The sequence below is a fragment of the Nocardia cyriacigeorgica genome (assembly GCF_010868145.1).
Taxonomy (GTDB): domain Bacteria; phylum Actinomycetota; class Actinomycetes; order Mycobacteriales; family Mycobacteriaceae; genus Nocardia; species Nocardia cyriacigeorgica_D.
In genome coordinates, this window is record NZ_JAAGUY010000007.1 from 162,098 (window position 1) to 185,249 (window position 23,152).

Genomic DNA, 23,152 nt, shown 5'->3' on the forward strand with positions numbered 1-23,152 from the left:
AGAGTTTCAGGTATCTGGAGTCGTGTGATCGAGGAGGGCATCGAGCATCATCGAGTCGGCCAGCAGGCCGTTGGTGAAGACCTCGACGCCGGGGAGAAGCATCTGGTCGGCGTATTCGCGCAGCGCCTTGCCGTAGTCGAGCGGGCCGTCATGAGTGTCCGCATACAGCTGGAGAAACAGCATCATTCCGCCACCGTTGTTCAGCGCCAGGTATCGGGCCGTCGCCTTCAGATCACGCGGCGCGCGAATCGTTCCCGCGGCGACGCCCGCGGTCAAATAGTGTTCGACATCGGACACCATGTGCTCGAACAACGCGCTCGCGAGTCCGCCACCGGCCTGAAAACTGCGCACGATATAGGCCACCATGGGTGCGAAACTTTCGATTTCGGCGAGCTGGCCGAGAAAACTCGACGGTGAGGGACGCTCGACGGAATCCATTTTCGATTTCCGGATGACGGTGCGTACGTAGTCGTCACATTCCTCGCGCAACCCGTCTTTCGATCCGAAATGGTGATTGACGAGTCCGGGCGAGACGCCGGCGGCGGCGGCGATGGCACGCACTCCGACACCGAATCCTTGTTCGCCGAAGATGGCGATGGCGGCGTCGCGAATACGCGCACGAGTACTCAGATCCGAGGCGGATCCTTCCGGTACGGCTGATCGGTTAAACACATGTTCAATATACTAAACAGGCGTTCAAAGGTCAGTCAATGGTTAGGTACGGCGGGAGCGTAAAAGTGTCGGAGGAAGGGCGCGGGGCGGTGTCCGGCCCACGCCGTCAGGAACGCTCAGACGTCGGCCTCGCGAGTTCGAGCTCAGCCCCTCGAGGCGCAGAGCAGTCCGTCGCCGACCGGAATCAGCACACTCGTCAGGTCGGGATCCTCAGCGATGGCCCTGGTCGCGGCCCGTACCGCCTGGGTGGCCGCATCGCGTTGCGCGGGATCGGGCACCCGCCCGCCGAGCAGTGCGTTGTGCAGCAGGATCGCACCGCCGTCGCGCAGCAGCCGCACGCCTTCGGCGACATATTGCGGATGCTCGACCGGCGCGGCATCGATGAACACCAGGTCGTAGGCGCCGTCGGCCAGCCGCGGCAGCACATCGAGGGCACGACCGTTGATCAGCCGGGTGCGGGCGAGTGGGATGTCGGCGGCACGGAAGGCGTCCTTGGCCGCCCTCTGGTGCTCCGGCTCGGAGTCGATGGTGGTCAGCGTGCCGTCCTCGCGCATGCCATCCAGCAGCCACAACCCGCTGATGCCCGCGCCGGTCCCCACCTCGACGACGGCCCGTGCGCCGAGCATCTGCGCATACATGCTCAACAGGGCCCCGACCGACGGCGCCACCGGCGCGGCGCCCAATTCGGTGGCCCGTTCGCGGGCGCTGACGAGGATCTCGTCCTCCACGACGGATTCCTCCACGTAGGCGAGATTTCGCTCCAGGTTCGATGCCACGCCCATGAGGCTATGCCAAACCGTGACCAGCGGCCCGAAACATTCTCAGGTGTCCCTCAGGATCTCCATACACACGCCATATCGCGACACGAAAGAGTAGGCACCACGCAAGACCAGCCGACCGGCCGGCGAAATGAGCCAGAGCACCGGGGTCGGGAACAACCGAACACCTTCCATCGGTTGTACCCGACAGCGACGGTCCGTGAATCCGGACCGCTGCCCGAACTCCTTCGCCACGGTCCCGAGTAGGAGGTATTTCCCATCCACATGGTCGATGCGGCGCGTGAGTACGCCACCCTGCCCGAGCTGCCCACACAGCACGAGGTCACTGCACTGGAACTGGCCGAGGTGGCCGAAGACGAACTGACCGGCACCGCGGCCTTCGATGCCACCGGTGACCGTTCGGTCATGCCGTCCTGGGACGAACTGGTCCGTGAACACGCCGACCGGGTGTACCGGCTCGCCTATCGCCTCTCCGGCGACGCGCAAGATGCCGAGGATCTGACCCAGGAGACGTTCATCCGGGTCTTCCGTTCCCTGTCGAACTACCAGCCGGGCACCTTCGAGGGCTGGCTACATCGCATCACCACCAACCTGTTCCTTGACATGGTCCGCCGCCGCAGCCGCATCCGGATGGAAGCGCTGCCCGAGGACTACGACCGGGTGCCCGCCCAGGGACCGGGGCCGGAGCAGGTCTACCATGACGCGCGCCTGGATCCCGACCTGCAATCGGCACTGGATGCGCTGGCGCCGGAGTTCCGCGCCGCAGTCGTGCTGTGTGACATCGAGGGGCTGTCCTACGAGGAGATCGGCGCGACACTCGGGGTGAAACTCGGCACCGTCCGCAGCCGGATCCATCGCGGCCGTCAGGCACTGCGCGAGCACCTTGCGCATAATGGAACTCAGGAGCGCTTCGCCGACTCGGCGAGCAGGTCCTGACAGCAGCAAGAAACGGGTGAATTCCGGCCATCGCGCCGCACCCGGCCGTGACTATGTCGGTTGGAAGGGTGAGCACCGAATGAGTGGCGACTCCAGTACGTCAGGTCGTTCACCGCGTTTCCGCTCCACCGAGCATCTGGCGAGCGAGGCTGTCGCCGCCTATGTGGACGGCGAACTCCGCATGAACGCCTATCTGCGTGCCGCCCAGCATCTTTCCGTCTGCCCGGAATGCGCGGCCGAGGTCGAGGCCCAGCAGCAGGCGCGCATCGCGTTGCGCCGGGCAGGCCAGGTATCGATTCCGCACGGGCTGCACGACAGCCTGACCCGGATTCCGCTCGGCGAACTCCCCGGCACCGATCGCTCCGCCGCCGCGGCTCAGCATTCCCGTGACGAGGCCGTTTCCGGTTTCCTCGGTGGGTCTTTCAGCGCGAGCTTCGACAGTAGGCGGTGGACAACGTGGTGGCGCAAGTAGAGTTTGGCGCGTGACCACCGAATCGACGAACACCGGATCGGCCGACACCTCGGATTCGGCGGCCAACAGGGGGAACCTGCGGCCGCCCGACGCGCCCGTCCTCGGGCCGCGCCCGGTATACCGCCCGCACGTGGATACCCACACCGCTCGTGCCTTCCGCCGCCCCTCCGGCCAGGCCGGATCCTTCGCTCCCCGCACCGAGAGCGCTGCCGCCCAGAGCAGCGACAAGGTGCAGAATCGGCCGCCGGACGCCGTGCTGGCCGAGGCCTTCGGACGTCCCGCGGGCTCGGACGAACTGCTCCAGCGTGACCCCGACGCCGTCACCGGCGACACCGAGGTCGCTGGCCCGGCCGATCCCTGGCGCGATCCGGAATCCGGCGCCCGGCTCGGTGCGCCGGCGCTGCCCTCCCCCGCACCGCAGACGCTTGGCACGGCCACCAAACTGTCCGCGCGTGAGGTGCTGTTCGGCTCTCGCATCGCGCCACGGGCGCTCGTACTGCTCGCGGTGATCGCACTGGCCATCGGCCTGATCGGCGGCCTCGTCGGCCGGCTGACCGCGGAGACGGCCTCCACCCTCACCTCACGCAAGGTCGCTCTCGAGCAGACCAGCGACACCGAGCAGCCGCACGGGCAGATCGCCCAGGTCGCCGATGCCGTGCTGCCGTCGGTGGTGTCGATCCGCACGACCGTCGGCGACAACGGTGCCACCGGCTCGGGCGTGGTCATCGACGGCAACGGCTACATCGCCACCAACAACCACGTCATCTCCATGGCCGCACAGGACAATTCCGGCCGCGCGAAGATCCAGGTGATGTTCTCCGACGGCACCCGGGTGCCCGCGAATATCGTCGGCCGCGATACCAAAACCGATCTCGCGGTCCTCAAGGTCGATGTGAAAAATCTCACTGTCGCTCAGCTCGGTAGGTCCGAGGACGTTCAGGTGGGCGATGCCGTGCTCGCCGTCGGCTCTCCGCTCGGACTGAGCAAAACGGTGACCTCGGGCATCGTCAGCGCGCTGCACCGTCCGGTGAAACTGGAGGGCGAGGGTAGCGACACCAAGGCCGTCATCGACGCCGTGCAGACCGACGCCTCGATCAACCCCGGTAACTCCGGTGGCGCCCTGGTGGACATGGAAGGCCGGGTCATCGGCATCAATACCGCGATCCGCAGCGAGACCGGCGGCTCGGTCGGCCTCGGCTTCGCCGTCCCGGTCGACGTGGTCACCGATGTCGCCCAGACCCTGATCCGTGACGGCGTCAAACACCATCCAGTGATCGGCCTGAGTGCGCGCACCAAGTCCGTGGCCAACGAGGCCATGAGCGGTGCCGAGGTGGCCGACGTGGCGCCCGGTGGCCCCGGCGCCGACGCGGGGATCGTCGAGGGCGACGTCATTGTCAAGGTGGGCGACCGCGAGGTCACCGGGCCGGAAGAGCTCGTCGTCGCAGTTCAGGCGAACAACATCGGCGATACGGTGACGGTGCGGTTGATCCGGGAAGGCCGGCAGGTGGACGTTCCGGTCACGCTGGAATCCGACTGATCCGGCTCCCCCGAGGCGCGGTAGCCTGGTCTGGTGTTCAGCAACATCGGGTGGAGCGAGATGGTGATCCTGCTCGTCGCCGCCCTCGTCATCCTCGGCCCGGAGCGCCTGCCCGGTGCCGTGCGCTGGACCACCCGTAGCCTTCGTCAGGTGCGCGATTACGCCAGTGGCGCGAGCGCGCAATTGAAGCAGGAGCTGGGCCCCGAATTCGAGGACCTGCGTAAGCCACTCGCCGATCTGAACGAGCTGCGCGGAATGACCCCGAAGTCCATGGTCACCAAACACCTTCTCAACGGCGATGATTCGCTGTTCAAGGACATCGACAAGGCCATGCCGGATAAGCAGGACCTCTACGGCACCAATAGTGGCATGCCTGGATACCCAGCGCCGAAGCTGGAGAAACCGTTGGAGCGCAACGAACGTCCGCCGATCGACAGCGACGCCACCTGATCTGTCAAGCGAACTAGACACCCGTCCGGCTTACGCTGTCTACACTTCGCACATGTCGGCCGATGACGTGGCGCGGGTGTTCGCGATCGAGGACAAGGTCGAGCGCCTCAAGGCAGCCACTGACGGTGTCGCGGCGGCGCAGCAGACCATCAACGAACTCACGCGGATTCGTCGTGCGGTGATTCGTGAGTTACATGCCGAGGGCTGGACGTTCGCCAGAATCGGTGCGGCAGCTGGTCTTTCCCGGGCGCGCATCCATCAGGTGAGTACGCAGGGCCCGGCACCGGAGGGACTGTTCTTCGGACACGGTGCGCTCACCGTGCTCACCCCTCGGGTCCGCACGGGGCGGCTGGTCGGGGCGCCCGATCCCGCGGCCGCCCCACGTCTGGCCGAGCTGCTGCGCGAACTGGGGTTCTCGGTGACAGTCGAGCATTTCCTGCCCGGCCATCCGATCGACCTGCACCGCGACGGGCTGATCGTGCTCGGCGGCCCGGAACTATCCCCCAGCTTGCGTCAGCTCATCGCCGCCGATCCGCGGCTGCGGCGCACAGTGGCCAGAGCCGGTGACGGCCGGCGAGGTATCGAGGACCGCGCGGCCCGGCGGGTGTTCCGGCCCGCCGGACCCGAACCGCACGACATCGCCTACCTCGCCCGGCTGCCGCGCCCCGACGGCCACGGTTCGATTCTGGTGATCGACGGCCTGCATCCGCCGGGTTCGCTCGGCGCGGTCCGCCTGCTGGCCACCCGCCTGGCCGGTCTGCACGAGCGCGCGGGCAGTCGCCGGTTCTCGGTGCTGATCGCGGTGCGGTTCGAGCGCAGCACCGGCGAGCCCATCGAGGCCGAGCTGCTCACCCCGGTGTATCGCCATGAGGCGGTCGACGCCAGACCTGTGACGCTGCGCCAGCGCCGCTGACGGCCGCTTTCCCGAGAAGGCCTGGTCGCCGCATCACCCTCCGGTTCCGGCGTCCCTCCCCCATGCTTAGATAGCCGAGAAGTAACTACCTGAGGGCGTGGTCGTTGCACAGCCTCGGGTGCCGGCAATCACATGACGCGGAGGCACAGGTGAATGTGATGACGATCCTTGCGGCGGCCTTGATCGCAATCGGATTGCTGGTGACCGTCGCCGTTTTTATCCGCAAGCCCGCCGATCATCGCCGAGCGCACGTTACCGTGGCCGAGCTACAGGCCAGACTCGCCGATGAGACCGAGCCCGACGGCGAGGACGCGGCCAACGAGGCGGAGTTGGCCACGGACGAGGCCGGTCGACCTGGCGACGAGGCACAGCCGACTGCTGGCGAGACCGATCCGGCCACCGACGAGGCCGAGCCGCTCGTCGCCGACTCCAAGCCGACGGCCGAGCTGACGCCGGAATCCTCGGCCGAGCCACACTCGCCTACCACGACCGATGCGCGCGAGGGTAACCCCGAGGCGAGCTGAGCAACCTCAGCCGTACGCCCGAGAGTCCCACTGCCGCGCCTGAGCTTCGCCGGTGCGAAGCTCAGGCCGCGACGCTCTCCGGACGCACCGTGTTCATCGGCGGCCGATCGGTCAGGCACACCTCGGTGCTGTGCGCGGTGAAGGCGTCGCCGATCAGCGGGAACTGCGTCAGGGCCGCTCCGGAATCGCGGACGCCGCTGCGTCCGAGCACGGTGCCGAGGATCTGGCGGCTCATCACACCCAGGTCGGCCAGCGGGCGGTTGCGGTGGGTGCGCACGCCCAGGTTGACCTGGCCGATCGCGTCAAGGCCGAGCCGGTCGTAGGTGTCGAGCAGCAGGCCGATCTCCACACCGTAGCCGGGGGCGAACGGGACCGAGGTCAGCAGTTCTCTGGTGCCCGCGTATTCGCCGCCGAGCGGTTGCAGAACCTCGGACAGGTCCGGGCGCAGCGCCGCCAGTAGCGGGCGGGCGACCAGCTCGGTGACGCGGCCGCCGCCGTGCGCGTCAACCGCACCGCCCTGCCGCAGCGGCCTGCGGTAGTAGGCCTTGACCAGGTGCAGATCGTCGACGGTCAGCAGCGGCCCGAGCAGTTTCGGCACGAACGCCGGATCGGGGTCGATCAGATCGGAATCGACGAAGGCCACCAGGTCGCCGCTGGTCACTGCCAGCGAACGCCACAGCACCTCGCCCTTGCCCGGCACCGGGTCGAGCTCGGGGACGGCCTGCTCCCGGCTAACCACGCGGGCACCGGCGGCACGGGCACGTTCGGCGGTGGCGTCGGTGGACCCCGAATCGAGCACGACCAGTTCGTCGACCAGGCTGCCGAGCAGCGGCCGGATACTGGCCACCACGTCGGCGACGGTGTGTTCCTCGTTCAGCGCGGGCAGCACCACCGAGACGGTGCGGCCTGCCTTGGCGGCGATCAGTTCGTCCACCGGCCAGGCCGGGGTGTCCCAGGTATTGGTCATCGCCCAGCCGGGCTCACGGTGTTGGATGCTCATACCAGTCCTCGCAGGGTTCGTGCGGGGGGCCGGATACCCTGTATCGCGGCGATCATGTCCACCACTCGCCGGGTCGCGGCGACTTCGTGGACGCGGAAGACGCGAGCGCCCGCCGCCGCCGACCATGCCGTTGCTGCCAATGTGCCCTCCAGCCGCTCGGTGAGACCGACACCCAACGTCTCTCCGATGAAATCCTTATTGCTGAGCGCCATCAAGACCGGCCATCCGGTTTTTACGAGAACGTCGACTCCGCGCAACAGTTCGAGCCCGTGGTAGGTGTTCTTGCCGAAATCATGGGTCGGGTCGATGAGGATCGAGTCGCGCCGCACCCCTGCGTCCAGCGCCGCTTCCGCCGCCCGCACCACCGTATCGGTGACCTCGGTGACCACATCGGTATAGCGGACCCGATGCGGGCGGGTGCGTGGAATCGCGCCACCGGTGTGACTGCACACGATGCCCGCGCCGAGTTCGGCGGCGACGGCGACGAGGTCCGGGTCGGCCCCGGCCCAGGTGTCGTTGATCAAGTCCGAGCCCTCGCCGACGGCCGTCCGCGCCACCTCGGCGCGCCAGGTATCGACACTGATCAGCAGATCCGGGTACGCCGCGCGGATGGCGGCCACGAACGGGACGACCCGGCGGGTCTCCTCGACGGCATCGACCACCTCACCGGGTCCGGCCTTCACTCCGCCGATATCGACCAGGTCGGCGCCCTCATCGACCGCGCGGGCGACGGCGTCCATGGCAGCGGCATCGCTGAAGGTGGCGCCTCGGTCGTAGAACGAATCCGGGGTGCGGTTCACAATCGCCATGACCAGCGCCCGATCCGTCGCCACCGGGCGTCCGCACAGGGTCGGCGACGGCGCGTCGGGGCGGAACATGGCTCCGACTGTACCGACTCGTGTATCGGCCGCTCTCAGCTGTGGACGCCGGAGTCCGTCCCAGCCGCTCGTGCTCGCGCGGACAGCACAAGCGCCACCGCCTCCAGCCATCGAGCGAACAGTTCGTCGCGAGCGACATCGATGCCGGATTCCGCGCAAGCCGCCGACATCCACCCGCGCACGAGCTCGGTCCGTTCCACGCCGATCAGCGGTTCGGGTAGTTCCAGCGCGGCATTCACTCCGAGCGAACGCACGCAATCTGCCAGGAACTCCAGTGAGTAGGCGTCCGTTGTGAGATCTTCGGCGGCCAATGCCGCGGCGACCACTCCGTCCCCGAAGAGTGCCACTCGGGCAGGCCCCGGTTTCGACATCCCCGTGGCAATCGCGGCGGCGATGTCGACTCGGCGTAATGCGCTATCGCGCTGAATGATCGGGTCGGTCATTGTGGCAGCGCCACCGAAGTGGGGTCGTCATGGCCGCGATTCGGCGCCGCGCCCGTTACCCGGCCCATCTCTCCATCGATGAATTGTTGCTTGGTCACCCATCGGGTGTAACCCCACGGGTTGTAGACCTCCAGCTTGTCGTCTCGCGCGGCCAGAATGATCACTTCGTGGGCTCCCGGGTCGTCTTTATCGCTCTTGACGACCGTGATGGGAACCGGTTTGCCCTCGTTCACTGCGGATTCGATCGCAGGTAGATACTCGCGCCGTTCCGCAGGTGTATCGACGCCCTGATTGTTGTGATACCCGCTTCCGGCAGCCGGACCGAGCTGATTCGTGAACAGCTCCGAGCCGTTTTTTCCACCGGGATGCTTGGCGTCGGTGGCGTCATAGATCGTCGTCAGCCGGTTGCGGAGTGCACCCTGACTGTCATCACCTGGCGTGGCGCCCCCGACTGCTCCAGGGCCCTCACCAGTGGTCAAGCCCAGCATGAACACCGGATCGTTGGCCGCCCGCGCGACCAGAGTAGATGCGGAGACACAATTGTTCTTGTTCTGCTGATAGATACGTTCGAACCCGAACCCTTTGCCATCGTAGGTCCGCGTGAAGTACCGCGTTCGGTAGGTCAGTTCGCGTTCATGCCCCCGACCTGTCCCTGTGTTCCGCGAGTTGATGTGGGGATCCAAGTGGTCGTACATCCACTTCAGATCCTTGCCGTGCGGATGAATCAGCCGGCCGAACGCCTGGACGTCGGCAAAAGAGTGTCCGGCTGCCAACGCGTTCCACAGATATGCGGCCTCCTGCGGGGTATGCGCATCAGCGAGCATCTTGTCGAATGCCGCACGATCGGACGCCGATAGCTTGTTGAGCAGTTGCGACCCGCGCTCCAGCGCGATCGGGGTGAGCAAATCACCGAGTGGATCGGCGGTGAACCCAAAGTCCCCCGTATAGGCGAGCACAACCGAGGACGCGGGACTGATACCGGGGGCTTTGACCCGGCCGGCCCGCGCCAGCGCGGCGCATTCCTTCAGGGCACTCGCTGCGTCCTCAGCCGCGCCATCGCGAATCTGGGCCGCCTTGAGTCGCTGATGGCAGCCGTCGGCCGCCATCTGCAATGCTCGGACCTCGGCATCGGCCCCGTTCTCCCGTATGGCCTTCGCCGCCTGGCGCAACAGCGCAACACCACGCGTATCGGTCCGCTGTACCAACGTCAACTTCTCACTGAAATCGGTCAGCGCGGCACCCGCACCTCCGAAAGCGATTTTCGCGGCCTCTGATTGCGCGGAGAGCGCCCGGACGACCTGAGCCGCGGTCTCCGCGGCATCGCCCCGCCACACTGACGGCAACGAACGCGTCGCGACGCGCGACAGATCGAAAGCGGACTCATCACACAGTTTCCCGGACTTCACATATCCGTCCGCCCGCTTCGAGATCTTCGTCGGAGAGCCGTCGGGCGCCGGCGGCCGCAAAGCCACCGCGATTGCCTCCGGGAGCTTTGCCCGCAGCAAACCCCGATAGCCGGGGCTGAGCATATCGATCGCTGCCAACGCCTCCTGCAATGCGGATGTTGTGCTCATACCTCACCCTCCCGTTACGGCAACGCTGCCCGGCTGCCGGGCGGTTCCAGCGGCCGGCTAGGGCCTGGCTGCCTCGGTTCCTGCCGGTCCGACCCGCGCAGCGCTCCGGGCGGCGTATGAGGTGCATCGGGCGCAGCCCGACGTGTTTCGCGTGCACCGTCCCGGTCCGTGTCGCGCTGCTTGCTCTCCGAATCCGGTAGCAGTTTCGCCACTTGCGCGACCGCCGCAGTCGTCACACCCGTCTCGCGAGTCCAGGCCCGATGGAACGCCGACCACGCGGATTCGACCGCTTGGTCACCAAAGATGCCCGTCGAGCCGAATGGCAAGGTCACGGCGGCCCACATGGCGTCGGGGAGCGCGCCGGCAAGAGTACGGCCCACATCCTCTAGGTTGTCCCGTACGTTGCCAACCGCAACCGTAGGCGCTATCAGCCCGTCGTCGCCGACCCATAGCCCGCTGGTACTACCGTTGGCACTCCCGGGTTCGAGCCGGAAGCCCGGCACCAGCGGACCGAACCGGTTGGAGGACCCGCCGGGCTGCCCGGAGCCCTTGTCGCCGCCATCCACACCGGGTCCGCCGCCATCCACACCGGGGGAAGAATTACCCCCCGCCTCGCGTGCGCTCGAGTGCCCCGGCCCGTCGCCGTATTTCGACCTGCCGGTCCCAGTCGCCATCAGTCCTCCGCTCCGACAGCCGAATTCGCCGGGTTTATCGAATCCCGTTGTCACGCACAGGGTCAAGCCGTTTCTTAGCACCACGACTGGGAACAGTCGCGTCAGAAGCCGCGACTCCCCCGCTGCCAAGGACCGACCGATCGAGGTCAGCCTCGCGGGGATCTACCGGCCGCGACCTCCGTGGCGTAATCGTCGTATGCGTGGAGGTAGCCCGCAGAGCGACCGGCCAGCACGTACAGCGCGGTGTCGTCGTCGGGTGCGTAGGCCTGGGTACGCAGTTCGACCTTGCGGCTCTTGAACGTCGAGGTGGTCTCGAGTTCGTCGACCACCCGGATGAACAGCGGCACCGCATAGCCCGGTAGCTGCCGGTAGACCAGCCGCGCCAGGGCCTGGCCGTCGAATTCGGCGCCGGGGCGCAATGTCACCGCCGCCATCCCGGCCTTGCCGTCGGTCCCCGGGATGTCCACACCGAACACCACCGCCTGCGAGATCGCCTCCGACGCCGACAGCGCCGCCTCGACCTCGGTGGTGGCCACGTTCTCGCCCTTCCAGCGGAAGGTGTCGCCGAGCCGGTCGACGAAGGCGATATGGTTCCAGCCCTGGTCGCGCACCAGATCGCCGGTGTCGAACCAGACATCGCCCGGCCGGAAACCGTCGCGCACGAGTTTGGCCTCGGAGGCGGCCTTGTCGGTGTAACCGTCGAACGGTGCACGCCCGGTGACCTTCGCCAGCAGCAGACCGACGCCGCCCGAACCCACCCGGCGCAACCGGCCGTCCGGGCCACGCTTGGCTTTACCGGTGTCGTCGTCGTATTCGACGATGGCATAGGGCAGCGGCCCGAAGCCGGCCGTGCGGTCGACACCGAACGCATTGACGAAGGCGATATTGGCTTCGCTGGCGCCGTAGAACTCCACGATCCTGCCGATACCGAACCGGCGCTTGAACTCGTCCCACAGTTCCGGCCGCAGACCGTTACCGACGGCCAGCCGGACCCGATGCTGCCGGTCGACCGGCTTGGCCGGCTGATTGAGCAGATACCGGCACAGTTCCCCGATGTAGATGAACGCGGTCGCCCGTTCCCGGATCACCTCGTCCCAGAACCGGGACGCCGAGAACTGCCGCCCCAGCGCGAACGTCGCGCCGGCGGCCAGCACCGACGACAGCGCGACGGTGAGTGCGTTGTTGTGATACAGCGGCAGACAGCAGTACATGGTGTCGTTGCCGTGCAACCGGATACCGAGCCCGCCGAGTCCGGACATGCTCTTGGTCCAGCGCAGGTGCGTCATGACGCTGGCCTTTGGCAGTCCGGTGGTGCCGGAGGTGAAGATCAGGAACGCCCGCTCGCGCGCGGTCACCTTGGCGCACACCGGCGGATCAGCCGGATCGCCGTGCTCGGCCTCGGCCTGCAGATCCTTGGCATACAACACGTGCTCCGGCGCCTCGGCCAGCGAATCCAGCGCCTCCTTGCACTCCTCGCCGACCACGTTCACCACACTGCCGAGCAGCCCGAAACTGTGCGCGAGCACCTGGTCGCGCTGATGGTGGTTGAGCAGACCGACGGTGGCGCCGAGCTTCACGGTGGCCAGCACTGTGAACAAGGTTTCCGGCCGGTTGGTCATCAACACGCCGACCACGTGACCGCGACGGACGCCGTGCGCGGCGAGCACGCTCGCGTAGCGGTTGACCAGGGAATTGACCTCACCGTAGCGGTATTCGGTGCCCTCGAACCGCAGGAACGGCCGCTGCGGATGTTTGTGCGCCGCACGTTGGAAGAACAGTCCCACCGAGGCCTTGTCGCCGGGACGCACCAGCATGCCGCGCACATTGCGCACCATGCCCGGTGCGTCCACCGCCATACCGGGAAGGCTCTTGACCAGGTCGAAAACGCTGACCGTCGCGTGGGCGTCGTTACTCACGTGCTCAGCGCTCCTCGATCGATTTCTGCTGTGCCGCAGCATGTTCGACCGGCGCCGCGGTCTCCGGTGAACGACCGGCGAGCGCCGCGAAAGCCGATGGAATATCGGCGACCACCGTGACACGGTCCAGCGCGGTCTGCGGCACGAAACCGCGTGTGTGTAGCTCGTCCACCCAGGCGAACAGCCCGCCGTAGTGCCCGTCCGGGTCCAGGACGACAACCGGTTTGTCGTGCACACCCAGATACGCACCGGTCCACGCCTCGAAGAACTCCTCGAGCGTGCCGATGCCGCCCGGCAGCGTGAGGAACGCGTCGGCGCGGTCCTCCATCACCTGTTTACGTTCCCGCATGGTGTCGGTGACGACGAGTTCGTCGGCGTCGACGTCGGCCACTTCGCGGTGCACCAGGTGTTTGGGGATGACACCGATGGTGTTCGCCCCACCGGCGCGCGCCGCGGTCGCCACCGCACCCATCATCGAAACGTGACCGCCGCCGGACACCAATTGCCAGCCGCGCCGGGCGATCTCGGTCCCCACCCGGGCCGCCAAAGCCAGCTGTGCCTGATCGAGAATGCTGGCCGAACAGTAGACGCAGACTGCGAATGCAGGCTTGGCCTCGCTCACCATTTGTCCTCCGTCCCCATGGTTTCCAGGTTCTCGCGTTCGGCGGTGGCCTGCTCCAGAATGCGCACCACGTCCTCGACGCTGTCGGTGACGTGCAGCAATTCCACATCACCAGGCGAGATCTTGCCCGACGCAAGCAGCGAATCGCGGATCCAGTCCACCAGACCACCCCAGAACCTGGTGCCGAACAAGATGATCGGGAACCGGGTGATCTTGCGGGTCTGCACCAGGGTCAGCGCCTCGAACAGTTCGTCCATGGTGCCGAAACCGCCTGGTAGGCAGATGAAGGCCTGCGAGTACTTGACGAACATGGTCTTTCGGACGAAGAAGTACCGGAAATTGATGCCGAGATCGACCCATTCGTTGAGGCCCTGTTCGAACGGCAGCTCGATACCGAGCCCGATCGAATAGCCGCCCGCCTCGCAGGCACCGCGATTGGCGGCCTCCATGGCGCCCGGTCCGCCACCGGTGATCACCGCGAATCCGGCGTGCGCCAGCGCGGAGCCGATGGCGCGGGCGGCCTCGTACTCGGGATGGTCGACCGGCGTCCGGGCCGAACCGAACACCGTGACCGCGCGCGGCACCTCCGCCAGCGCGCCGAATCCCTCCACGAATTCGGCCTGGATCCGCAGCACTCGCCACGGGTCGGTATGCACCCAGTCGCTGTCACCGCGGCGATCCAGCAGATTCCGGTCAGCGGTGCCGGTGCCGGGTTTGCGATCCCGGCGGAACATGATCGGCCCGCGGAATCTGGCTGTCGACTTCGGCTTGCTGTTGACTGGCTCGGCGGCGTCGGTGGACATGGACGCGGAGTCTATTGCGACACCGGCGGCGCCGCGTGTTCGCGGCCCCTTCGTGTCTCACGGGCCGCGAACTCGATGCTCGGTCTCGCTTCGCTCGAAAATGGGGCTTGACCAGCCGATGTTGCGCTTCCGTCAGCCGCCGGTGGCTCTCCAGCGGCGGCAGGCTTTCACGCCGCGCCCGTGAGATAGCTCCGCAACATCCCGGTGACCTGCGTGATCTGAGCCAGCGGTACCCGCTCATCGCGTTTGTGCGCCAGATTCGGGTCGCCGGGCCCGAAGTTCACTGCTGGCACGCCGCGAGCGGCGAAACGGGAAACGTCGGTCCAGCCGTACTTGGCGCGCACCCCGGCCGCGCCGTGCGCGTGCACCGTGGTGATCAAGTCCTTGGCGGCGGGAGCGGTGAGGCCGGGCAGGGCGCCGGGGGCTGCGTCTGTGACCTGGAAGTCGAGGTCTAGACCGGCGAACACCTCGCGGACGTGGTCGGCGGCTTGGGCGACGCTACGGTCAGGGGCGAAGCGGAAGTTGACGTCGACCTCGGCGGCGTCGGGCACCACATTGCCCGCCACCCCACCGGCGACGCGGACCGCGGACAGCCCCTCCCGATAGACGCAACCGTCGATATCGACCTCACGTGCCCGATACTCCGACAGCCGCTGCAAGACCGGCGCCAACCGGTGAATGGCGTTGTCACCCAGCCAGGCTCGCGCCGAATGCGCCCTGGTCCCGGCAGTGCTGAGCCGCACCCGCAGCGTTCCTTGGCAGCCCGCCTCGATCCACCCGCCGGATGGTTCGCCGAGAATCGCCAGATCGCCGTCCAGCCATTCCGGTCGTTCGCGTTCGATCCGAGCCAGGCCGTTGAATTCGGCGGCGATCTCCTCGCAGTCGTAGAAGATCAGGGTCAGATCGTGGGCGGGCTCGGCGATGGTGGCGGCCAGGTGCAGGAACACCGCGTCACCGGATTTCATATCGACGGTGCCGCAGCCGTACATCACCGGCTCGCCGTTGTCGGTGTCCATCCGGCTGGGGACGTTATCGGCGATCGGCACGGTATCCAGATGCCCGGCCAGCACCACCCGGGTGGGCAGCCCGCGATCGGTGCGGGCCAGCACCACGTTGCCATCACGCACGATCTCGAACCCGGTGGTCTGCGCCCGCAGTGCGGACTCCACCGCATCGGTGACGGCCAGCTCGTCCCTGGACACGCTCGGGATGTCGACGAGGGCGGCGGTGAGGGCAATCGGGTCGGCGCGCAGATCGAGGGTCACCGGCTCAGCGTAGTCAGCGGCGGCTCGACCTGGTCGGCGGCAACGCCGTGATCTGCGCGGCAGCCGGTGACGTGGCTGCACCATGGACCCCCACCGGTCGGTAGGCTCTGCTGACGTGAGCATTCAGGGAGCAACTGCAGTCGGTATCGCCAATGTGACCGCGGACGGCACCGTCCTCGACACCTGGTTCCCGAACCCCCAGCTGGGTGAGTTCGCCGAGACCGCGACCAAGCGGCTCGACGAGGCTCCCGCGGAGTTCGCCGCGCTGGTCGGTCCCGACGAGGCGCGCGGTGTCGAGGTGATCGCGGTGCAGACCACGATCGCCGACCTGTCCGCAGCGCCGGTGGACGCCCACGACGTCTATCTGCGGTTGCATCTGCTCTCGCACCGGCTCGTCCGCCCACACGAGGTGAGCCTGGACGGCCAGTTCGGGCTGCTCAGCAATGTCGTGTGGACCAACCACGGCCCGGCAGCGGTGGAGGGTTTCGAAACCACCCGCGCCAAGCTGCGCGCCCGCGGCCCGGTGACCGTCTACAGCATCGACAAATTCCCCCGCATGGTCGACTACGTGGTGCCCTCCGGAGTCCGCATCGGTGACGCCGACCGCGTCCGCCTCGGCGCGCACCTGGCCTCGGGCACCACCGTCATGCACGAGGGCTTCGTCAACTTCAACGCGGGCACCCTCGGCGCTTCCATGGTCGAAGGCCGGATCTCGGCGGGCGTCGTCGTCGGCGACGGATCCGATATCGGCGGCGGCGCCTCTACCATGGGCACCCTCTCCGGTGGCGGCACCACCGTCATCTCCATCGGCGAACGGTCCCTGCTCGGCGCCAACGCCGGCCTCGGCATCCCCCTCGGCGACGACTGCGTCCTCGAAGCGGGCCTCTATCTCACCGCAGGCACCAAGGTCACCACCCCCGACGGAACCACCGTCAAGGCCGCCCAGCTCAGCGGCCAGAACAACCTGCTGTTCCGCCGCAACTCCCTCACCGGTGCCGTCGAGGTCGTCCACCGCAAGGGCACCGGCATCGAACTGAACGCTGACCTGCACGCCAACGACTGAGGCACGTCCCCATCCGGCCCGGCGGCACGCTACGCCGCCGGGCCGCCACGGCTTGCGCAGGCATCGAGACGGCAATGCCGTGGATGCACTTCGCGACGCGTGTGGACATATGGCCGGTCTTATGACCAAGGGCGTGAGTTCGCCAATGACTCGTCCGCGGCATGCGAACTCGATACGGCAACGTGGGAGTCCGACCTCAACCCTGGATTCACCATTTCAGTAGAGATCGTTTTCGACGTCCCACCGGGCACTGTCCCTGCCGCGATCGAGTTCCACGACTCCATGTTTTCCGGGGGTGTCAAGGTCGCCTCGAGGTAAGTTCCTACCGTTGCCGGCTCCAGGGCTACCAACCGATTGAACACCCAGGTCGGGTGGGTTACCGTGCCCACATGCACGCACTCCGGCCCGGTGCCGACTTCGCCGGGTATCGGATCGAGCGGGTGTTGGGGGTGGGTGGCATGGGGAGTGTGTACGCGGCTCGGCATCCGCGGCTGCCTCGGCTGGTGGCGTTGAAGTTGCTGCACTCCTCGTATGCCGAGGATCCGGTGTTCCGTGGGCGGTTCGAGCGGGAGGCGGAGCTCGCGGGGCGGCTCGACCATCCGAATATCGTCACGATCCATGATCGCGGCCGGGAAGGGTCGCAGCTGTGGATCAGCATGCAGTACGTCGAGGGCACCGATGCCGAGACGGCCATGCGCAATGGGCAGATGCCGCCGTTGCGCGCGCTGTACGTGGCGGCGGCCACCGCCGATGCCCTCGATTACGCGCACCACGCGGGCATGCTGCACCGGGATGTGAAGCCCGCCAACATCCTGATCCGCAGCGAACCGAACAGCCAGGAACGAGTGCTGCTCACCGACTTCGGTATTGCCAAGGCTCGCGATGAGTCCACGTCGTTGACCCAGACCGGCACCCTGCTGGCAACGCTGCGCTATGCCTCCCCGGAGCAGTTGGCGGGCAAGCCGCTGGATCCACGCTCGGACCAGTATTCACTGGGCTGCACGCTGTTTCACCTGATCGCCGGGCAGGCGCCGTATCCGACGGAAAGCGCGGCGGCGTTGATCAGCGCACACCTGATGCAGGCGGTGCCGCGGATCAGTGCGGTGCGGCCCGACCTGCCGCCCGCGCTCGACGATGTTTTCGCGCGTGCTCTCGGCAAGGACCCGAAGCAGCGCTTCGGCAGCTGCGCGGAGATGGTCGACGCCGCACGTCGGGCGTTCACCGAACCGCCCGCGGCACCACCGGTGGCGCCGCCACGGCGCCGGGCCTGGTGGCCGGTCGCGGCCGCGGGGATCGTTGCGGTGGCAGCCGCGGTGACGGGCACGGCCGTTGTCCTGGCTCGGTCCGACGACACCCCGCAGGCCCCACCGACGACGACCGCCGCCCCACCAACGGTCGGCTTTCCGTCGACGAACACCACCGCGGCGGCGCCGGACCCATGGGCGGCCGGCCGCGACACCGTCGCCCTGTTCCCCGATCTGTTGCCGTCGAGCCCCGACAGCACCGGCTTCCGTGAACTGCAATGCAGTTTCGCCACCAAGAACCCGAATGCGGTGTGGACCTATGGTTTCAACTGCCTGGATGCGAACAAACTCGAATTGCAGGTCCTCACCCACGACGACGCGGCAACCGTCGATTCCTATATCGCTACCCTGCCCGCCGGAGCGACCGAGGAAATCCGTTCTCGCTACGGGCAACCGCTGGTCGTGCGAAAGTTCAATGGTTCGACGGGTCCGTGGGTGCTGGTCCGGTTCGCGGAGGGGCCCCGCGCCGGCGTCACCTTTCAGGTCTTCTGGAAAGACCACACACACCAGGAGGTGATCGACGAATGGGTACGCAGCGCGCCGTTCTGACCCGTTTCCGGCTCGCGGCAGTGCTCGCTGTCGGTGCACTCGTCATGGTCCCTGCCTGCTCGACCGTGACGGGCACACCCGTTGCCGCCGAAATCGACGTGCGCATCCTCGATGTCGGTGACTATCCGATCGAACCGCTCGACGTCGACGACGTGCATGTGGCGAGCGATGGCCCGATCCTGGAGGGCCTGCGGATGGCGGGCGCGATCGCGGTACCGCATGAGCTCGACGACGACCTCGTGCACAACTGGGGCACCGATGTGATCGACAGCCCCAAGAAGGCCGCCGATGCCTCGTCCATCTCCAATGTCAACCTGCCGACGCTCGAGCGGCACGGTTTCCTGGTGGCTTTCGATATCGCCGAGGGCAGTGAGCCGTTCCCCACCGATGTCCGCCCGACCGACACCGATGCGAAAGTCACCCGGATCGTCCTCATGCGGTTTCCCGATGCCGCCCGCGCAAGCACGGCCGCGCGTGAGCTGGAGAGCACCGACTTCGCGGTCAGTCCGGACAATCGACCGGTCGACGTGCCGGGATACGCACAGGCACACGCACATTGGCGGCCGGGGATCAAGACCGTCAGCGCACTGCTGGCCCAAGACGAGATAGTCATCAGCGTGTTCCTACAGCATCCGACGCCGGACCTGGACACGATGACGACCCGGCTGCGCGAGGTATTCGACGCACAGCTGCCCCTGCTGGATGACTTCGAACCCACCCCACCTGAGGAGTTCGACGAGCTGCCCCGCGACCCGGACGGCATGCTGCGCCGCGCGCTGACCCCCGGCCCGCGTGACCAGCGGGTGCCGATCTCCTCCCGCGATTACGCCGCCTGGAGCGGACGCGCCGTCATCCATTTCCAGCCCACCGACGAACCCGGCATGCGCGAGGCCTGGGACAGTGGCGGCGTCGACGCGGTCGCCCAGTTCGGCACCACCACCGTCCTCCGTTTCCGGGACAACGCGGCGGCCACTGCCTTCGGCACCGCCTGGTCCGACAGTCAGGGCTCACACACCCATTCGGTCGACCCACCGGCCGACGTCCCCGACGCCCGCTGCGTCGAACGCTCCGCCACCGCCGACACACCCGCGACATCCCGCTGCTACGTCACCTACCGCCGCTACGCCGCCTTCGTCACCGGCGACGACCCCACCGACACCAGCCAACAAGCAGCTGCCCAATACGCCCTGCGGGTCAACACGCAATAGGTGGGGCATACCCCCTGCTTACGCGACCCTCCAGCTCCGATCACCGAGCGTGACGACGACATCGACCGTCCCGCCGAGTCCGGAAACATAGGCACGGATCGTGTCGATACTCCCGCCGGTCCCGCGCCCGCGCCTGCCCGGCGGCACGATCCTCGTCCGTCCGTGAATCCAGAGCACGTGCCTTCGCCTTCGCGTCGGACCATTTTACGAATTCCGAGCTCATCGTTCCTCCATTGCTGCCAGATGCTCAGCAAACCGCTTGTCGGCCAAATGAATCGCCTCGCGGTACCAGCCTTGCCAATTGCCGGACTTGTCGCCCGCCACCAGCACGATGGCTTGTCGGGCCGGGTCGAATGCGAATAGCATCCGGACCTCACTTGCCGCTGACGACGGCGGTCTCAACTCCCTCATGTTGTGGTAGTTACTGCCCTTGATCCTGTCGACGAGCGGCCGTCCCGCCCTGGCCCGGTAATGCAAGGCGGCCCGCGCAACTCAGGAGAGGCGCTTCTTCTGCACCTTGCCCATGGCGTTTCTGGGCAGCGATTCGACGATCCGCACCTCCCGCGGACGCTTGTGGGCTGATAGCTCTTTCGCCACATGCTCGATCAGCTCCGGCCCGGTGGTCCGAGCCTCGGCCCGGACCACCACGAACGCGACGATGCGTTGGCCGAGGTCGGGGTCGGGCAGGCCGACGACGGCTGCTTCGGCGATGGCGGGGTGGCCGAGAAGGGTGGTTTCCACTTCGCCTGCGCCGATACGGAAACCGCCGGATTTGATGAGGTCGACCGATTCACGGCCGACGATGCGGTGGAAGCCGTCGGCGTCGATGACCGCGACGTCACCGGTGCGGAACCAGCCATCGTCGGTCCAGCATTCGGCCGTTGCCTCGGGCCGGTTGAGGTACCCGTCGAAGAGCATGGGCCCACGAACCTGGAGTCCGCCGATGCTGTCGCCGTCGCGTGGGACGGGTGCGCCGGATTCGTCGCGCAGGCGGGTTTCCACCCCGCGCACGGGTGTGCCGACCCAGCCGGGGCGGCGTTCGCCGTCGGCGCGGGTGGACAGGGTGATCATGGTTTCGCTCATGCCGTAGCGCTCGACCGGTGCGTGGCCGGTCAGTTCGGCGAGGCGCTCGAAGACCGGGACGGGCAGCGGCGCACTGCCGGAGACGAGCAGCCGCGCGTCGGCCAATTGTTTGGCGGCGTCGGGGTCGTCGGCGATACGCGACCACACCGTCGGCACCCCGAAATACAGCGTGCCGTTGGCGGCGGCGTAGGCCTCGGGCGTCGGCTTGCCGGTGTGGATCAGCGGGCTGCCAACCCGCAGTGCGCCGAGCACGCCGAGGATCAGCCCGTGCACGTGGAACAGCGGAAGCCCGTGCACCAGAACGTCGGCCGCGGTCCACGACCACGCGTCGGCGAGCGCATCCAGCCCGGCGGCGATGGCGCCGCGACTGAGCACCACGCCCTTCGGCAGCCCGGTGGTGCCCGAGGTGTAGAGCACGAATGCCGTTGTTTCCGCGCTGGGTTCGGGATAGGTGTGCCACGACCGGGCGTGCATCCGGACCGGGACAACCGGGAGGTCGCTACCCGCCGGCGCCTCACCCAGCCAGGCCTGCGCACCGGAATCGGCCAGGATATGGGCGGATTCGGCCGATCCGGCGTCCGGCGGGACGGGCACTACTGTCACACCGGCGATCAGGCAGCCCACGACCGCGAGCACGGTGGTGGCGGTCGGCTTCGCCAGCACCGCCACTCGATCGGCGCGGGCGATTCGTTCGGCCACCGATGTGGCAGCACCGAGCAGATCACTGCGCGACAGCGTCACACCGTCGATGGTGACGGCATCGGGGATATCAGCACCCGCGGCGACGGCGAGTGGATCCAATGAGCGCAGCAGCAGCGGCGGACCGTACGACATCCGCCCACGCTACCGCGACGCGGGCGACGGGCCAGGAGGAGGCAGCGGAGCGTCACCACACAGGGCACCGGGAGCGCCGCCGATCGGTCGCGCACCGTTGACACCCGCGATGACGCGGTGAGAAAGTAGTTGCATAACCTTCTCAACGGCGAGATGGGGTCGACGATGACCAGCACTTCTCGCGCGGCCACCCGGTCACGCACCGACGAGTTCGATATCCGACGGCATATCGACGGATCCGCCGCGTTATTCGGCGCCGCCGCCAACGTCATCATGCAGCTGAGCCACCCGGCCGTCGGCTACGGCGTTCTGGAAAGCCCGGTGGACAGCGGCAAAATCTTGCTGCATCCGATCAAACGCACCCGCACCACGCTCACCTATCTGGCGGTAGCCGTGCTCGGCAGCGACGAGGAACGCAAGGTCTATCGCGATGCCCTCAACCACTCGCATCGCCCGGTGCATTCGACCCGGTCCAGCCCCGTGCAATACAACGCCTTCGATCCGCGACTACAGCTCTGGGTGGCAGCCTGCCTGTACTGGGGCGGACGAGATATACACGATCGCCTGCACGGCCCGATGGACGACGCCACCGCCGATGCCTTCTACCATCACGCCGCCCGCCTCGGCACCACCTTGCAGATGCCGCGACAACTGTGGCCCGCCGATCAAGCCGCGTTCGACCGGTTCTGGTCCGAGAACCTGGCGACCACCTCGATCGATCCCCCCGTGCGTGACATGCTCGACGACATCGTCGACCTGAGGATGTTCCCGCCGCCGGTACGGGTTCCACTGCGCCGTTTCCACCGGTTCGTGACGGCCGGCCTCCTGCCGCCGCACCTGCGCGAGCAGATGGGGATGGACTGGAGCGAGCAGGACGAACGCAGGCTGGATCGCCTGATGCGTGCCGTCGGCGCGGTCGAAGCACGCCTGCCGGTAGCCGTGAAGACCTTCCCGGTCAACGTTTTTCTGACAGATCTGCGGATACGCCGACGCCTCGGCATGCGTCTGGTCTAGCGGTCGCCGATCACGGGATCCGGAACGACACCACCACGTGATCGCGTGCGAATTCCCGCGCCGCCGCGTCGTCATCGAGCGGGATCACCGTCTGCGGCGTCAACGCCAGCGACAGCGCGGTCCTTGCGATCATCTCCGCCAGCGGTAGCGGGTCATAGTCGGGCAATTTGCCCTCTCGCTGCAATCGGGTGATGAACTCGGCAACGTAATCGCGACCCAGGTCGATGACCGGCGCACCCTTGACCGTCAGGTACGGCAGCACGATCTCCGGTTCGGTCTGCAAAAGCCGATCGAGCAGCTTGTTGCCGCGCAGTCCGTCGAGGAAGGCCACGAACAGTTCCACGATCTGATCCTCGGCACCGGCATCCCGCTCGATCTGCCGTTGCACGGCCGCGTCGACACCGTCGATGAACTCACGTGTCTGCTGTAAGCCGACGGCCTGGATCAGGTCGGTCTTGCCCGCGAAGCGCCGATAGAGCGTGGCCAGCGAGAGTCCGCCACGCCGGGCCACCTCGCCCATGCTGGTGCGTTTGATCCCGAAGTCCAGGAACGCGAGCAGCGCCGCGGACAGCACGGTTTGATCCTGATCCTTGCGCTGGGTGCGTACCAGCGGGAGCAGATCGGCCAGCGCCGCCATCT

General features: G+C 67.2%; 24 protein-coding genes. 11 read left to right on the top strand and 13 right to left on the bottom strand.

What is annotated here, in order from left to right; translation table 11 throughout:
- Positions 1–6: 6 nt before the first annotated feature.
- Positions 7–672: a TetR/AcrR family transcriptional regulator gene (locus GV792_RS11990; RefSeq protein ID WP_163824138.1), complete on the bottom strand. Its 666-nt coding sequence runs from the start codon at positions 670–672 to the stop codon at positions 7–9.
- A gap of 143 nt (positions 673–815) precedes the next feature.
- On the bottom strand, positions 816–1,454 hold the full coding sequence (locus GV792_RS11995) for an O-methyltransferase (protein ID WP_163824139.1): 639 nt from the start codon (positions 1,452–1,454) through the stop codon (positions 816–818).
- 261 nt (positions 1,455–1,715) lie between these two features.
- On the opposite strand from GV792_RS11995, the gene sigE reads away from it, so the two are divergent.
- The 6 genes from sigE (at position 1,716) to GV792_RS12025 (ending at position 6,283) form a co-directional block, all read left to right on the top strand.
- On the top strand, positions 1,716–2,387 hold the full coding sequence (gene sigE, locus GV792_RS12000) for an RNA polymerase sigma factor SigE (RefSeq protein WP_256667974.1): 672 nt from the start codon (positions 1,716–1,718) through the stop codon (positions 2,385–2,387).
- A gap of 79 nt (positions 2,388–2,466) precedes the next feature.
- The gene (locus GV792_RS12005) at positions 2,467–2,859 is read left to right on the top strand and encodes a hypothetical protein (RefSeq protein WP_163824140.1); all 393 of its coding nucleotides are present in this window, start codon (positions 2,467–2,469) and stop codon (positions 2,857–2,859) included.
- Positions 2,860–2,869: 10 nt separating this feature from the next.
- Entirely contained in the window at positions 2,870–4,396 is a 1,527-nt protein-coding gene (locus GV792_RS12010; protein ID WP_163824141.1) for a S1C family serine protease, read from the top strand.
- A gap of 33 nt (positions 4,397–4,429) precedes the next feature.
- On the top strand, positions 4,430–4,846 hold the full coding sequence (gene tatB, locus GV792_RS12015) for a Sec-independent protein translocase protein TatB (protein WP_163824142.1): 417 nt from the start codon (positions 4,430–4,432) through the stop codon (positions 4,844–4,846).
- A 52-nt stretch (positions 4,847–4,898) separates the two neighbouring features.
- On the top strand, positions 4,899–5,759 hold the full coding sequence (locus GV792_RS12020; RefSeq protein WP_163824143.1) for a hypothetical protein: 861 nt from the start codon (positions 4,899–4,901) through the stop codon (positions 5,757–5,759).
- A gap of 158 nt (positions 5,760–5,917) precedes the next feature.
- Positions 5,918–6,283: a hypothetical protein gene (locus tag GV792_RS12025; RefSeq protein WP_163824144.1), complete on the top strand. Its 366-nt coding sequence runs from the start codon at positions 5,918–5,920 to the stop codon at positions 6,281–6,283.
- Between the two features lie 61 nt (positions 6,284–6,344).
- Here the strand turns inward: GV792_RS12025 and GV792_RS12030 are convergent, their stop codons facing one another.
- From GV792_RS12030 to dapE, 8 genes are all read right to left on the bottom strand, one after another.
- Positions 6,345–7,283 carry a glucosyl-3-phosphoglycerate synthase gene (locus tag GV792_RS12030; protein ID WP_163824145.1) on the bottom strand — a complete coding sequence of 313 codons (939 nt, stop codon included), beginning with the start codon at positions 7,281–7,283 and terminating at the stop codon, positions 6,345–6,347.
- Complete coding sequence (gene folP, locus GV792_RS12035) at positions 7,280–8,161, bottom strand: dihydropteroate synthase (RefSeq protein ID WP_163824146.1); 882 nt, start codon at positions 8,159–8,161, stop codon at positions 7,280–7,282. Before folP ends, GV792_RS12030 begins: the two co-directional genes overlap by 4 nt.
- Before the next feature lie 35 nt (positions 8,162–8,196).
- Complete coding sequence (locus GV792_RS12040) at positions 8,197–8,604, bottom strand: hypothetical protein (protein WP_163824147.1); 408 nt, start codon at positions 8,602–8,604, stop codon at positions 8,197–8,199.
- Complete coding sequence (locus tag GV792_RS12045) at positions 8,601–10,160, bottom strand: hypothetical protein (RefSeq protein ID WP_163824148.1); 1,560 nt, start codon at positions 10,158–10,160, stop codon at positions 8,601–8,603. Before GV792_RS12045 ends, GV792_RS12040 begins: the two co-directional genes overlap by 4 nt.
- A gap of 838 nt (positions 10,161–10,998) precedes the next feature.
- On the bottom strand, positions 10,999–12,768 hold the full coding sequence (locus GV792_RS12050; protein WP_309139101.1) for a long-chain-acyl-CoA synthetase: 1,770 nt from the start codon (positions 12,766–12,768) through the stop codon (positions 10,999–11,001).
- Positions 12,769–12,772: 4 nt separating this feature from the next.
- Entirely contained in the window at positions 12,773–13,393 is a 621-nt protein-coding gene (locus GV792_RS12055) for an LOG family protein (protein ID WP_163824150.1), read from the bottom strand.
- Positions 13,387–14,193, bottom strand: coding sequence for an LOG family protein (locus tag GV792_RS12060; protein WP_163824151.1), 807 nt, complete (start codon positions 14,191–14,193; stop codon positions 13,387–13,389). Before GV792_RS12060 ends, GV792_RS12055 begins: the two co-directional genes overlap by 7 nt.
- A 167-nt stretch (positions 14,194–14,360) precedes the next feature.
- The gene (dapE, locus tag GV792_RS12065) at positions 14,361–15,458 is read right to left on the bottom strand and encodes a succinyl-diaminopimelate desuccinylase (RefSeq protein ID WP_163824152.1); all 1,098 of its coding nucleotides are present in this window, start codon (positions 15,456–15,458) and stop codon (positions 14,361–14,363) included.
- 115 nt (positions 15,459–15,573) lie between these two features.
- On the opposite strand from dapE, the gene dapD reads away from it, so the two are divergent.
- The 4 genes from dapD to GV792_RS12085 all read left to right on the top strand — a co-directional run bounded on the left by dapD (position 15,574) and on the right by GV792_RS12085 (position 19,582).
- On the top strand, positions 15,574–16,521 hold the full coding sequence (gene dapD / locus GV792_RS12070) for a 2,3,4,5-tetrahydropyridine-2,6-dicarboxylate N-succinyltransferase (protein WP_163824153.1): 948 nt from the start codon (positions 15,574–15,576) through the stop codon (positions 16,519–16,521).
- Positions 16,522–16,620: 99 nt separating this feature from the next.
- Positions 16,621–16,839, top strand: a complete 219-nt coding sequence (locus GV792_RS29250; protein ID WP_163824154.1) for a DUF4352 domain-containing protein — start codon at positions 16,621–16,623, stop codon at positions 16,837–16,839.
- A 71-nt stretch (positions 16,840–16,910) separates the two neighbouring features.
- Positions 16,911–18,374, top strand: coding sequence for a serine/threonine-protein kinase (locus tag GV792_RS12080; RefSeq protein WP_163824155.1), 1,464 nt, complete (start codon positions 16,911–16,913; stop codon positions 18,372–18,374).
- Entirely contained in the window at positions 18,350–19,582 is a 1,233-nt protein-coding gene (locus GV792_RS12085) for a DUF7373 family lipoprotein (protein WP_163824156.1), read from the top strand. The genes GV792_RS12080 and GV792_RS12085 overlap by 25 nt, the downstream gene beginning before the upstream one ends.
- 219 nt (positions 19,583–19,801) lie before the next feature.
- Here GV792_RS12085 and GV792_RS12090 read toward each other — a convergent pair whose 3' ends face one another.
- Both GV792_RS12090 and GV792_RS12095 read right to left on the bottom strand, forming a co-directional pair.
- Positions 19,802–20,059: a type II toxin-antitoxin system RelE/ParE family toxin gene (locus GV792_RS12090; protein WP_163824157.1), complete on the bottom strand. Its 258-nt coding sequence runs from the start codon at positions 20,057–20,059 to the stop codon at positions 19,802–19,804.
- 15 nt (positions 20,060–20,074) lie between these two features.
- Positions 20,075–21,499 (bottom strand): acyl-CoA synthetase, encoded by a 1,425-nt coding sequence (locus GV792_RS12095; RefSeq protein ID WP_163824158.1) that lies wholly within the window; start codon positions 21,497–21,499, stop codon positions 20,075–20,077.
- 165 nt (positions 21,500–21,664) lie between these two features.
- On the opposite strand from GV792_RS12095, the gene GV792_RS12100 reads away from it, so the two are divergent.
- Positions 21,665–22,513, top strand: coding sequence for an oxygenase MpaB family protein (locus tag GV792_RS12100; protein ID WP_163824159.1), 849 nt, complete (start codon positions 21,665–21,667; stop codon positions 22,511–22,513).
- A gap of 10 nt (positions 22,514–22,523) precedes the next feature.
- Here the strand turns inward: GV792_RS12100 and GV792_RS12105 are convergent, their stop codons facing one another.
- A complete protein-coding gene (locus GV792_RS12105) occupies positions 22,524–23,150 on the bottom strand; it encodes a TetR/AcrR family transcriptional regulator (RefSeq protein WP_163824160.1) in 627 nt (208 codons plus the stop codon).
- Between the last annotated feature and the right edge of the window lie 2 nt (positions 23,151–23,152).